The 12,709-nt window shown below is 47.2% G+C and carries 13 protein-coding genes; all 13 read left to right on the forward strand.

The features are described from left to right. The first annotated feature begins 4 nt into the window (after window positions 1-4). Genes AB3G73_RS08595 through AB3G73_RS08655 form a run of 13 tightly spaced genes read left to right on the forward strand, consistent with a single transcriptional unit; the run spans window position 5 to window position 12,708 of the window. A complete protein-coding gene (locus AB3G73_RS08595; RefSeq protein WP_008766326.1) occupies window positions 5-640 on the forward strand; it encodes a DUF6046 domain-containing protein in 636 nt (211 codons plus the stop codon). Further along, the gene (locus tag AB3G73_RS08600) at window positions 637-1,608 is read left to right on the forward strand and encodes a hypothetical protein (RefSeq protein WP_008766327.1); all 972 of its coding nucleotides are present in this window, start codon (window positions 637-639) and stop codon (window positions 1,606-1,608) included. The genes AB3G73_RS08595 and AB3G73_RS08600 overlap by 4 nt, the downstream gene beginning before the upstream one ends. Beyond that, window positions 1,605-2,108, forward strand: coding sequence for a hypothetical protein (locus AB3G73_RS08605; RefSeq protein ID WP_008766328.1), 504 nt, complete (start codon window positions 1,605-1,607; stop codon window positions 2,106-2,108). Before AB3G73_RS08600 ends, AB3G73_RS08605 begins: the two co-directional genes overlap by 4 nt. Then, window positions 2,105-2,404: a hypothetical protein gene (locus AB3G73_RS08610; protein ID WP_008766329.1), complete on the forward strand. Its 300-nt coding sequence runs from the start codon at window positions 2,105-2,107 to the stop codon at window positions 2,402-2,404. Before AB3G73_RS08605 ends, AB3G73_RS08610 begins: the two co-directional genes overlap by 4 nt. 11 nt (window positions 2,405-2,415) lie before the next feature. After that, window positions 2,416-2,715: a hypothetical protein gene (locus AB3G73_RS08615; protein WP_008766330.1), complete on the forward strand. Its 300-nt coding sequence runs from the start codon at window positions 2,416-2,418 to the stop codon at window positions 2,713-2,715. A gap of 12 nt (window positions 2,716-2,727) precedes the next feature. After that, window positions 2,728-2,976: a hypothetical protein gene (locus AB3G73_RS08620; protein WP_008766331.1), complete on the forward strand. Its 249-nt coding sequence runs from the start codon at window positions 2,728-2,730 to the stop codon at window positions 2,974-2,976. Next, complete coding sequence (locus AB3G73_RS08625) at window positions 2,969-3,466, forward strand: N-acetylmuramoyl-L-alanine amidase (protein ID WP_008766332.1); 498 nt, start codon at window positions 2,969-2,971, stop codon at window positions 3,464-3,466. Before AB3G73_RS08620 ends, AB3G73_RS08625 begins: the two co-directional genes overlap by 8 nt. Beyond that, entirely contained in the window at window positions 3,466-3,969 is a 504-nt protein-coding gene (locus AB3G73_RS08630; protein ID WP_119213186.1) for a hypothetical protein, read from the forward strand. Before AB3G73_RS08625 ends, AB3G73_RS08630 begins: the two co-directional genes overlap by 1 nt. Further along, a complete protein-coding gene (locus tag AB3G73_RS08635) occupies window positions 3,966-4,244 on the forward strand; it encodes a LysM domain-containing protein (protein WP_008766334.1) in 279 nt (92 codons plus the stop codon). The genes AB3G73_RS08630 and AB3G73_RS08635 overlap by 4 nt, the downstream gene beginning before the upstream one ends. Further along, a complete protein-coding gene (locus tag AB3G73_RS08640) occupies window positions 4,244-5,092 on the forward strand; it encodes a hypothetical protein (RefSeq protein ID WP_119213185.1) in 849 nt (282 codons plus the stop codon). Before AB3G73_RS08635 ends, AB3G73_RS08640 begins: the two co-directional genes overlap by 1 nt. Beyond that, entirely contained in the window at window positions 5,082-5,570 is a 489-nt protein-coding gene (locus AB3G73_RS08645) for a hypothetical protein (RefSeq protein WP_008766336.1), read from the forward strand. The genes AB3G73_RS08640 and AB3G73_RS08645 overlap by 11 nt, the downstream gene beginning before the upstream one ends. Further along, a complete protein-coding gene (locus AB3G73_RS08650) occupies window positions 5,563-6,405 on the forward strand; it encodes a hypothetical protein (protein ID WP_149948897.1) in 843 nt (280 codons plus the stop codon). Before AB3G73_RS08645 ends, AB3G73_RS08650 begins: the two co-directional genes overlap by 8 nt. Window positions 6,406-6,411: 6 nt before the next feature. Beyond that, window positions 6,412-12,708, forward strand: a complete 6,297-nt coding sequence (locus AB3G73_RS08655) for a hypothetical protein (RefSeq protein ID WP_225720187.1) — start codon at window positions 6,412-6,414, stop codon at window positions 12,706-12,708. Window position 12,709: the final 1 nt, after the last annotated feature.

Here is a 12,709-nt window from a genome sequence, read left to right on the forward strand (position 1 = left end):
AGTTATGACAGGAAATACAGCGTTAAATATTGGTGCATTGTTCACGGAGGTCTTCGGGATTTCATCCCCGATTTATCTTCCGTGGGGACGAACCCTGCAGGATTACGATCCGGGGAAATACATCGGAGTGACAACGATTCCGGATGCCGAAGCCGAAGCATACAGCTGGATGGGGACTCCGGTCATCGGGACGTTTACCCTTGACGGTAACAAGCAATACAGCACCTATAATCCGGACGGGTCACGCGGCACGATGAATATGGCTAGTTTTCCGATGCCGTATGCAACGATCGTGGACTTTTCGCGCTCGATGAACTGTTCAAAAACGAAGGTATTGGGTGTTCACGGAACTGTAAAGGAAGTCTACGGGCTCGACGACTGGAAAATCAATATTCGGGGATTCTGCATAGCAGACAAAAGCCGGGAAGGTTATAAGACGGTTGCCGAACAAGTGAACGCGCTCTGCAAGTTCCGCAAAGTGACGGAAGCGGTCGGAGTTACGGGAAGCATCTTCAACAACAAGGAAATTTACTCCATTGTCATTGATAACATTTCGTTCAATCCGATTCAGGGAAATAGCAGCGTAGTTCCGTTCACGATAGAAGCAACGAGTGATAACCCTTATGAACTGACACTATGAGCTATATGATGTGCAGCCGGATCACATTCCCGGCAAACAAGAGACGCGAGGAACTGGTCATCTATACGATTTCGTCGGTTCACATCGAAAGTTCATGGAAGATGCTGACAGACTCTGCAGAAATAGTCCTTCCCAGGCGTATCAAATACTTTGCCGGAAAAGACCTGAAGGAACTGCTGTCTGCCGGGGATCAGGTGAAGATTGAACTCGGATATGATTCCAACCTGTACACGGAATTTGAAGGATATATATCGCTGATCGGCTGGGGTGTTCCAGTGACGATCCGGTGCGAGGACGAAATGTATAACCTGAAAAGAAAAACAGTGTCCTATTCCGCAAAGAATGTCACACTGAAGAAACTGCTTGCAGACGTTGCCAAAGGCTATGAGGTGAAAACGAACTATGATGCTGAACTTGGTGCGGTACGGTATTCTTCCAGAACGGTCGCGGAAATCCTGAACGACATCCGGAAGAAAACCAACCTCCACTGCTATTTCATCGGTAAAGTCCTGTATTGCGGAAATGTCTATTCCGAAAAGGTCGACACCGAAAAGGTGAAAATCGTACTGGAAAAAAATGCCGTCAGTCAGAACCTGAACGAAACCAACGGTGAATTTCAGGTCAAGGTTGTCAGCATCGGTGCTGGCGGCAAGAAACTGGAAGCAAAAGCCGGAACGGAAGGAAGTGAGGTCTATAACCTGACTTACAATGAAAAAGGAAAGTCCGTCAAGGTCGAAGACCTGAAGAAGTTCGCCAGAGATTTCTATGAAAGCCTTAAAAAGCAGAAGTACCGCGGGGGCGTCGAACTGTTCGGGATACCTGTCGTCCGTCACGGTATAACGATTGACCTGAAGAGTGAAATAACTCCGGAAATGAACGGATACTATTACGTTGAGAAGGTGACAAAGGATTTCAGTGACGATGCTACATACAGGCAAAAATTAGAGTTGGGAGGACGTGCGGAATGACTACGGATGAACAGTTACGTGATGCGCTTGAAAAATGGCGCGAAGGGGCTAGACAGGCGCAATTGCGCTGGGTAACGGTAGACAAGGTTGATAAAGAAAACAAGGCAATGGATGTGACCGGGGTCATTGACCAGCTTGAATATTATGATGTCCAGTTGGGAATGGGGGCATTATGTATCTATCCGAAACCGGGAACAACTTGTCTGGTCGGAATCATCGAGGGACAGGAGACTGACGCCTTCCTGATTTCTGCTGATGAGGTGGACGAAATTGTGCTGAATGGCGGGACATTGGGCGGACTGGTAAAAGTCGGGGAACTGACGGAACGGCTGAACCTGATTGAAAAGGACATCAATTCATTGAAGCAGAAATTGTCAGGATGGACACCTGTACCGAACGACGGGGGATCGGCTTTGAAAACGGCGTTGTCTTCCTACATTTCGGAATCACTAAAAGAGACACAGGTCAGGGACATTGAAAACGAAAGGGTGAAGCAATGAAAGGACTATTACTCGACAAGGATGGTGATATCCGGATTGTCCCCCATAAGGGAAAAGACGGGTTGACCGGGTTCGTAATCGGTGACACTCTGATTCAAAATGCGGCAATCGTGCTTGAGCTGAATCAGGGTGAGTTGAAAGAAGACCCGGTGCTGGGTGCGAACCTGATCCGGTATATCCGTTCACAGGCTGATAAAAGAGCCATTGAGAAACAAATGAAAATCCACCTGAAACGCGCGGGCATTGACTATTCGGAGCTGGTGGATAAAATAAATATTGAAATTACTAACGATTAAAATGATTGAAAATGAAAGCAAGTAACGATCTGATTAAAAAGTTCGGAGTAGACAAAATCATTCACGGACTGATTGGGATGCTCATTTTAGCCGTGTGCGTGGTAGCATCTGTTTTCCTGTTTGGGGTGAGCTTCCCTAGCGTATTGGGCGGCATGGTTTTGGGAACTGTATCCGCATGGCTGGCTGGTAAATGGAAGGAATCGAAAGACGATGTTCCGGATATGGCAGACATCCGGGCGACGGTACGCGGGGCATTGTTGGCGGATGTGGTCATATTACTGGTATGGATAGTTTTCCGACTGATTCTATAACCTGTATGTATCATGAAAAGACTACACGTACAGTTATGGATCGCAGTTTTCCTGTCCGTATCCGGAATGATCCTGCTGTTTTGCGGATTTTGGGTAGTACCTACGGGACAGATTGACAACTCGGTTTTAGTCGCCTATGGCGAAGTTTCGACTTTTGCAGGCGCACTCTTCGGAGTTGATTACAGGTATAAATGCAAGTATAAGAAATACATTCAAGGAGAAGACGAAACAGAAAATAAGGAGGAAAAGAAAGATGAATAAACCTACATACATTATCATTCATTGTTCTGCAACACGCGAGGACAAAGATTTCACAGAGAAGCAAATTAATGATTCACACGTAGCCCGTGGCTTTGGAAAATGGGGATACCACTATTATATCCGGAAAGACGGTCGCGTGATTCCCATGCGTGCGGAAAACGAAATCGGGGCACATGATAACTTTATCGTTCCCGGTGAGAAAACCAGTTATAACCGATGTTCAATCGGTATCTGCTATGAGGGCGGACTGGATAAGAACGGCAAGGCAAAGGATACCCGGACGGACGCACAGAAGAAAGCGATGCGCGAGCTCGTTCAGGACATCTGCCACCGCCACGACATTATTGATATCCTCGGGCATCGAGATACCAGTCCGGACAAGAACGGGAACGGCATCGTCGAAAAATGCGAGTGGATGAAAGAATGTCCCTGCTTCGACGTAAAGAGTGAATTTACCTCATTTTTACCACCTGTAATCGTTCGACCGTAATGAAAAAGATACTCGTTTTTTTACTCACAATCGTGGTGCTGTCCGTCTGCTCCTGCCGATCGTCCAAAACGGACACGACCGTCCATCAGGATAACACGGAGCAGAAGCAGACGGAACAGGAAGAAGTTTCTACGGACAAAGCGCAGGTCGACGTAAACAAGAACGTTGAACGAATTATCGAGATGATGCAGCAAATGGAATTCAACTGGCAAAAGACGAACTATTCGCCACCGGATTCGACCGGGAAACAATACCCGACCTCTACGGAGACAGCGACGGGAACGTCTACCAGACAGGAGAAAGAAACCTATAATGAACAGATTCAGGTACAAATACAGGAAATTCAGGAAACCCTGCTGACACTGAAGGAACAACTGGAAAAACAGGAGAGGAATGATACAAAGGTCGTTGAAAAGGTCGCGTACATTCCTCCGTGGGCAAAAGCCGTAATAGCAGCCTTTTTTATTGCATTTGTATTTTTTATTTATAAAAATGTAAGATGAAAACTGTAGTACAAGCCGGACAAACCCTGCTGGACATAGCCGTGCAGGAATATGGTACAATCGAAGCGGCTTTCATGCTTGCCAGGACGAACGATATGGGCATAACGGACACCCTACAAGCCGGACAGGAAATCGAAACCCCGGAAAAGGTCTATAACAGTGAACTGGCTGATTACTGCCAGCGGAACTCCGTTTGTCCGGCTACTTCTGAAACCGCCTCAAATGCGGTACGATTGAGAATTTTCACCGAACAGTTTACCGAACAATTTAAGTAATGGCTAGAACAATCGCAGAAATAAAGAAAGAAATGACGGATGCCTATATGTCAAACAGCATTATCCGTGACCTGTATGGCATCACGGGTGATGCCGACTTTGATTCGGTGTTTTCCCCCGTATCAATAGAAAGTACCCTGTTTTACATTTTTGCGGCAACAGCGCACGTCATAGAGCAAATGTTTGACCAGTTCAAATCGGACGTGGAGGAACGGATTGACGCCAATATCATACCGACCGTGCGATGGTATCATAGCAGTGCGCTGGCTTTCCAGTATGGTGATCCGCTGGTCTATGATCCGGAGAAATACCAGTTCCGGTATTCCGTTATCGACAAAACCAAACAGCTTGTCAAGTATGTGGCAGTCAAAGATCGCGGAGGAAGTATTCAGATACTCGTGTCCGGAGATGAGGGGGGACTTCCTTGTCCTTTGACCGGGGACGTTCTGACGGCATTTAAAAGCTATATGAATTCGATCAAGATTGCCGGGGTAATCTTGTCGATACAGTCAATTCCGGCAGATGACATCCGTATCAACGCGACCATAGAAGTCGATCCTATGGTTATCAACGCTTCCGGTATCCGCCTGACGGATGGTAGTAAACCAGTACTTGCCGCCATCAACGATTATCTGAAAGGTATCGAGTATGGCGGTAAATTCAATAAGACAAAACTTGTTGACGCGATACAGAGGGTTGAAGGCGTACTGGACGTCGAACTTGGAGAATGTGCCGCGAAAGCGTCATCAGCTACGGAATACAATGTAATTAAAAATAATAACTATACGGCTGTAGCCGGGTGCTTCATCCTGAACAGCCTTGAAACCTCCCTGACTTATGTGGTATGATTTTGACATTATCAAATACGCGCAGTATGTGCTTCGTCCGTCATTAAGGAAAAGGAAGATATTTGCAATCATATCCATCTTCCTTCTCCCTTTAATCTTCATTTACACCCTGTTTAAAAGCTACCGTAAACAGGCTATCAACAAGCTGAATATAAACGGTCAGGTGATATATATCGAGAAAGTGCTGAACGACAGGTTTTTCTTGAAAAACAGGGAAATATACATCACTGATATTGCGGGAAAAGAATCGTACCTGTATCACCGCAGGGAAGAGCAAATCCCGTCCTACCTGTATAAACGGGGTGAAGGAGTGGGAAAGAAACACATCCAGCAGCGCGGTGAAGGGAACTATTCGGGAAATTACATGGTGAACATACCGTCGTTCCTGTCAACGTATGAGAATGAGATTAAAAACTTGATTGACTATTATAAACCAGCCGGACGAACCTACGTCCTTAAAATATACGAATATGAATAAACTGTTATTTAAAGAAGGCGGACAGCCATTTTATTTGGATGATTTGGAATTTATGCAAGAATCCACAGCAGACGTATTGAAAGCCATTTGTTCCGGGATGAAACTGGGAGAGAAACATATTCTGTTAAGCGATCCGGTCAGCACGGAAATCCTTGGTTCCAATACAGTGTATACTATTGTCGGAAATGGATATATCGTGATAGGTGATGAAGTTTATCCGATAAAACCGGATATTCTTACTGTGCCTACATCACAACCAGTATACTGGGTGGTTGTTCAGGAAAAATTTCAAAATGAAATATTTGCGGACAATTCTGAAGCGCAAGTATATGAGCGCAGGTATGTAAAACTGTCAACAACATATACAAAGTCAGATATGTATGTAGGCAGAAATGATGTAGTAACATTCAGGAACAAAATATTGGCTATTGTCACAGATTATTTGGACAAGACCATAATAGAAAAGGACATGAAAGCCCAGTTATCCCTAAGTGAAGTCGTTTCCGGAAAAGCAGAAATCATATACCGGGCAAAACAGACGGGCAATGAAACTGTCTATTTTAATATCTTGGCTGCTGCCAATACAGGAACTCCCATGATAGCTCCTGAAGTGAACGGCAAACGGAGATTATGTACATTTGATTCGTCTGTAAAGAATATTTCCGGAGTGTTCAGTCTATCGATGTCGTATGCAGATTCATGGGATAATCCACAATCAATGATTGTTCAACTCACATTCGATAACGGCAACTGTTATATAGCTTCAGCAGATGGCAGCCCACTTGTCCAAATGCCTGCAAGTACTATTTTAATCGAGGATACATTAAAGATTTAACTGATAATGGCAACAATATACGAATTAAAAAGACGGGCACAGGAACTTTCGGCAAAGAAAGATTCCTTATCCATATCACCTGAAGAAGTGGGCGGCTTGATTGATGAAACGCTGGATGTCATCAACGAAGCGGAGAAAAACCTGATCGGGTTGGGGATTCGTAACACATACACCACCGTCGCGGAGATGAACGCGGACAGTACTTCCCCGGTCGGTTCTGACGGAAAGCCGTTGAAATTCGGTCAGATCGTGACGGTGTATGACGAGAACACCCCCGATGCAGTCGACAATGGTAACATCTACGCCTTTCAAAATCCGGGGTGGAAACTTGTCTCAACGACAGGCAACCTTTCCGTATATGCAAAAAAAGAAGATGTAGAAACGGCAAAGAATACGGCTGATGCTGCACAAAATAAAGCCAACGAAGCCGCGGAATCCGCTAAAAAAGCGAATGAAAATATCGGAAAGCTGTCCGATAATATCGGCACGGAAGCGGAATCGGAAAGCGAAGACGGGACAGTATGGGGTAAACTTAAAAGCCTTTCTGACGATGCCGACGGTATATCACGGGGCGTGTCTTCCTTAATGGTAGATTTCGTACATCACTCAACAGAACGCTTCGACGAAATAGTAACCGACTCTTCCATTGTGTTGGAGCAGTCCAGTGCGCCTACTGAAGACGGTAAAATTGTATTTCTCGCCAGTCTGGGTAAATTTGCCTGCTTCGTTGACAACAAGTATTATCCAAGCTGGAAAGGTGTTGATGCCTATATGAATACCGACCGCACACACCCGCACGAGAATAAAATATACCTGTTCGGCAACAAGACCTACATCTACTTTGCCGGGGCTTTGCTTTCTGCCGACTCCGACGCGATGCAGTTAGCCGCGTCTGCGGACTTGGCTGCAAAAGCGGCAAAGAAATCGGCTGAAGACGCACAGGCTACCGCGTCTTCAGCATTGTCGCTGGCTAACAAAGCCCTGTCCGTTATCAATGTCAACGAAATATGTGGCGGCTCTGTCTATTCCTTGTCCGCAGCCATTGCCGCAATTACGGAAAGGGAGAATGCGGATAATGTCACTTATCGCAAACCGGGTATCGTATTGACTTATAAAATTGCTGAAGGTGAATGGGAATCCAAACAGTTTGCCGGATCATCCCTTGAAGGCTTTGCCACAGAAGCGAACTGGACGGACTTCGGTGGTGCTGGTGGCGACATGACGGGCAAAGGCGCAGTGCTACTGATCGATGAAATTGCACCATTATCAAACGGATACTATATTCTTCAAACGGCTATCAATGCCCTGACAGCTTACGAGACAGCAAATGAAACGGAATGCATCAAACCCGGTGTGGTTATCATCTACCGCACCGGAAAGGAAACATTCGAGTCCAAACAGTTGTGCGCGTCCCGTGCCGATTATAATGACTTGGCGGCATGGAACGACTTCGGTTCTGCCGCTGGGGGAACAGTCGAAACCGATTCCGAAATCATCAAGGACAGCGTGAACCCGGTAGCAGGTGGTGCGGTCTATGATGCCATGCCCGTCGACGTGGATGGCGAACAGGCGGAAGACGGAACGGTGCGTGTGTACATGAAGAACGCGGAAGGGTTTCCGCTGGGCGACGGTTTCACCTTTGCAGTCGGAACTGGTGGCGGTGGGGACGTTGCCGGGACAATCGTGTATATCTATCCGCAAAAGACCTCCCTGTATGCCGCACTCGGAACTGACGACCTGACAATCAGGCTTGCAATCCTGTCACGTACCGGATCGGGTGAAATGGTTTCATACAACAATATCGAAACCCTGCAACTGAAAGACAAATCAACGGGGGAAACGCTTGAAACGTTCAACGTGAACCGGGAAAGTTCCCCGTCAGATACGGACTACACTTTTGTGATTCCCGTTAAAAGCTATTTCAGCGAAGCGATGAACCGCAAGTTTGTGGTCGTTGCCACCGATGACGGGGGAAACACCGCGCAGAAGACAATCAGCGTCACGGCTGTAAACCTGAAACTTTCCCGTGTATGGGCTTTGTACAAAACATTGCAGGAAGGTTCGGGACTCATCACCATGACGGACGTGTTCAAACTGTCCTCCGCCAATAAGTCAACCGTTACGGCACATATCAAAATAGGCGACGAATGGAAGCTGATCTCACAAACCAGCGTGGCTTCCACACGCTCACAGGACTTGCAAATCAACGTTTCGTCTTTGGGACTGAAACATGGTGCATATACTGTCAGGATTGTCGCACAGGACGTGGAATCGGGCGTATGGTCGAACTACCAGTTCTTTGATGTGATGATTGTCAACCCGTCAAGTCTTATGCCTGTCGTGGCGCTTGCGCATTCCGAAGAAACGGAAACGGCATGGTCAGTCAGGAAGTATGCAAACCTGAACATCGAAGTGGCGTGCTATGATCCCAGCCATGTCGCTACCGATGCCCATGTCGAAATACACAAGGTCGCGAAAGTTACCAATACCTCTACCGGAGACAACAGTGAAACCGATACGGTGCTGACTACCGTATCAGTAGGACGTAACAGTACATTCAACCTGTCCACCCGTGTCGACGGTTTTACGATTGCGGACAATATCAGAAACGTGCTGGGTATTTACGGCAAATGCGGAGCCGGAGAAAGCAATACGATCGAGTACTCCGTTAACAGTTCCGTCATAGACATCAATGGTGACTCCAGCTATATGATTTGTTTCAATCCGGCAGACAAGGACAATTCGGATCAGGACAAGTCATGGCTGTACGGACTTTATGAAATGAAGCAGACCGGATTCAACTATTCCACGAATGCCTTTGTCGCTGACAAGACCGAAGGAAAAGCGTTCAAGGTTTCGGATGATGCCACCGCATTGTGTACTTATCGTCCCTATAACCGTACCAATATTGAGCAGACCGGATCGACTACCATCATCAAGATAAAAACGCAGAACGCTGCCGATCCTGACGCGAACGTTGTGTCATGCTGGGACGAAGCAAACCAAATCGGGTGGCGTATCACTTCAAAATGCGTGTACTTCAAAGCACTCGGAACTGAACTGATTGAACGGTATTTCAAGCCGGGCGACATCTACGAGTTTGCCTTTGTCATTGAAAAGGCAAATGCGGAAGAGGACGGCAAAGGCTATATCAAGCTATATTGTGACGGTGACCTGATTGGCGCATCCAAATATACGGCAGGACAAAGCGCGATCAAACAGTCCGAACAAATCAGCTTCTCCGGAACAGCCGGGGAACTGTACATGTACCGCTTGCTCTCTTGGGAAAAGGAAATGGCGGACGAACAGATCAATGACGAGTTTGTAATCGGCAAGTCCGATACGGACGAAATGATCGCTTTGAACAAAAAGAACGATATCCTAACCGACAATAAAATCGACCTGAACAAAGCACTTGAAATGTGTGACTGTCTGGTGGAAATGCCGCACGGGGATTATAAACTTGAAACGCTTGACAACGTAACGGATACGTCCACCAAGATATATACAGACCTGTACCTGTTCTGCAAGGACAAAGGTATGAGCCTTATTATCGAGAACGTGGAAACGACCAATCAGGGAACGACATCCGCCTTCTATCCGACCTATAAAAACCGGAAATACAAGCTGAAAAAGGCAACTATCCGCGCAATGTATCCGGAACGGGCTCCGCAGGCTTTGCTCGACGCGATTGCAAACAAGAAAATCATTTTGCGTGGTGAGACTATTCCATTCGACAAGGTTTGTCTGAAGGTCAACTATGCATCACCCGACAAGGTAAACACCCCGATTTCCCGTATCAATAACGATATGCAGAAGGCTTTGGGCGAGGAATATATGACCCCAGCGCAGAACGCGTACTATGCGGATGAAAACAACACGCTGGACTTGCGTACAAGTATTGACGGTAACAGTGTGCTTGTCTTCAAGTCGGATACCGGAAATATCAATGACGCGTACTTTTGGTGTCGCGGTGACTGGAACATTGACAAGGGAAATCCACCGACTTTCGGCTTCAAGGATGTTCCCGGCTACAATGCCGACTGTTTAAGTTATGGCGACTTCACCGACCTTCCGGACGTGACGGAATCCTATTTCATGTCCCATGCTGACGACTACGATCAGGATACGATCTACATGCTTTCCAAATCGACGGACGCTTCGTACAAGTTCATGGAATACGTCGACGGGGCATGGAAGAACACTACCGGAACAATCTCTTTCAACGGCAAGAAAACGGTCGTTACCGGACGTGTCCTGAATCCGGTTGAATGTGTTGAAATGCTTGATTATGAAGGTATGTGCATCTTCGATGATATCGACAACTTCATGACCATGCAGTCGACGCACAGCAAGTGGGTGAAAGGCTTGTACGGTGCGGAACTGTCAACGGAAAGCCTTGTTCCCAAATGGACGATGTTCTTTGAATTCCGTACACCGGACGATGACGGCATGAACCTTGCCTATGCGCTTGGAAAGAAGACACCGTACCACTGGAAACAGTTCTGCGAATGGGTGTATTCATGTAACCCGAAGAACCGTATGGCAGGCGGCAAAATCAGTATCAACGGGGCACAGGTCAGCGATACGCTCGAAAACCGATACCGGAAGCTGGTTGAGGAAATGGACAAGTATTGCAGCGTGGCTTCTTTCCGCGCATACCTAGTCCGTATCCTGTATCATTCAGGCGTCGACCAGTTATCGAAAAACAGCATGTGGGCTTTGTACCTCTGCCCGGACGGTATTTACCGTTGGTACATGAACCACGATTATGATTCGGACAGTACGAACGGAAAGAATAATTCCGGTATCTTCAAACTTCCGTATAACGTGATGCTTGACAGCGTCATGGAGGGGGAAAACGTATTTGCCGGACGTATGAGCGTCGTTTGGCAAGGCATGTGGCGTTATGATCAGGTCGGACTTGCAGCGACCGCGGAGAAAATCCGCACATCGCGCCTTCCGGGTGGCGAGTCCGCTTTCTCCTACGAAGCCGTTCTGCGTGAATCGGAAGAAAAAGACCACCTCTTGATCCCTGCGATCGTCGCCTGCCGTGATTCCGTGGCGAAGTATATCACCAATCCGGGCGGTCAGGCGTTCAACGTGATCTCCGGTATGGGTATCCCTTACCGCCATTACTATGTGTCTGCCCGTTATGACTTCCTTGACGCTTATTTCGGTGTCAGCACGATCCTGAAGGCGGATAATATGTGCATGTTCCGCGCCATCGGTGAGGACATCAATATCGAAGTGACCGCAAGCGAGCAATGGAAATTGTGGGCGGGCTTCAATACGCCAGCCGCACAACAGGGGGCATGGGCGGAAGAAGACGGCTCAAAGGTGACATTCCATTTCGACGGTTCAAACTCATCGAGCGCGATCTATATCATCGGTGCATCGAAGATCAAGTCTTTGGGTGATTTGAGCACTGTCAACATCGACGGTACACAGGCAAAAGACTTCACTACGTTGATCCGTGTCGAGGAACTGGTGTTCGGCAGCAAACGCGAAGGATATGCCAACAATAGCGTCACAGACCTCCCGCTTGGTGAAAAACCGTACATGAGACTCCTTAACGTTGAGAACTTCAAAAAGCTGGTATCTCTTGACCTGACCGGGGCAACACGCCTTTTGCGCCTGTTGGCATACGGCAGTTCCCTGCAGATCATCAATTTTGTAGGCGGCTGTCCGGTTCAATATGCGGAACTGCCGACCACCATGACACAGTTCAAGTTGATGAACCTCGATAAGTTGAGCTATAAGGGGTTGAACGCGGACACAGGCATCGTTGTTGAATCCATGCCGAACATCACCACACTGCGCGTGGAAAACTGCCCGCTTATCGACGTTGTAAAGATGATCCGCGACATAATCGATTCGCAGGAAGGTAATGTCGTATTCCGCCATATCCGTATCACAAACCGTGATTTCATCGGGAACGGTTCGGAAGTGCTGGAAATCCTGCAACTCGGTATCGGGGGACTGGATGAAAACGGTAATCAGGTAGAGAAGCCCGTACTTACCGGGAACTATCTGCTGGATGAAGTCATCGAGAACTCGGATATAGAAGCGATCCGGAACGGCTTCGAAGGTCTGACCGTCAGCACCATAATCGACGCTTATATCAAGATCATCGACTGGTTTAATGCGGAAGCGTATGGCGGAGAACCCTATTATCCCGAAGTCACATTGGATAATGTGGGTGAAATCATGGGCTATTATAATGGTGAAACCTATGAAGAATACCTTCAACGGTTTGCGGAAGAAAATATGGATATTAACGATATAGTAAACAGCAAATAAC

It is taken from the genome of Bacteroides sp. L008 (genome assembly GCF_040812255.1).
GTDB lineage: Bacteria > Bacteroidota > Bacteroidia > Bacteroidales > Bacteroidaceae > Bacteroides > Bacteroides vicugnae.